Raw genomic sequence first — 270 nt, forward strand, 5'->3', positions numbered from 1 at the left:
TGGTGTTGATGCCATCAATTGCCTGGTTGGTGGCAAACAGCTGCGAACCGTTAATGGCGTCGGTGCTGTCCGCGCTCAGGCGGCCAGCGGCAACGTTGGTGATGGTGCGCTCGCTGCCCTTGCTGCCGACCGAAACAGTGCTGGTCGGAGTCGCGCCGGCGAAGCTGTAGTCGGTACCGGCAATGGTGGTGCCAGCAGTGCCGACAGCTACGTCAGTGGTGGAGCCTGCACCCAGAGCCACGTCATTGGCGTTGTTGGCCTTCGACTCAC

General features: G+C 62.6%; 1 protein-coding gene. It reads right to left on the bottom strand.

Features of this window, described 5'->3' with window-relative positions:
* Nucleotides 1-270, bottom strand: a 270-nt coding sequence (locus IB256_RS30510) for a hypothetical protein (protein ID WP_225602048.1), incomplete at both ends; no start/stop codon positions are given.

Source organism: Pseudomonas sp. PDM17 (genome assembly GCF_014851985.1).
Classification (GTDB): Bacteria; Pseudomonadota; Gammaproteobacteria; order Pseudomonadales; family Pseudomonadaceae; genus Pseudomonas.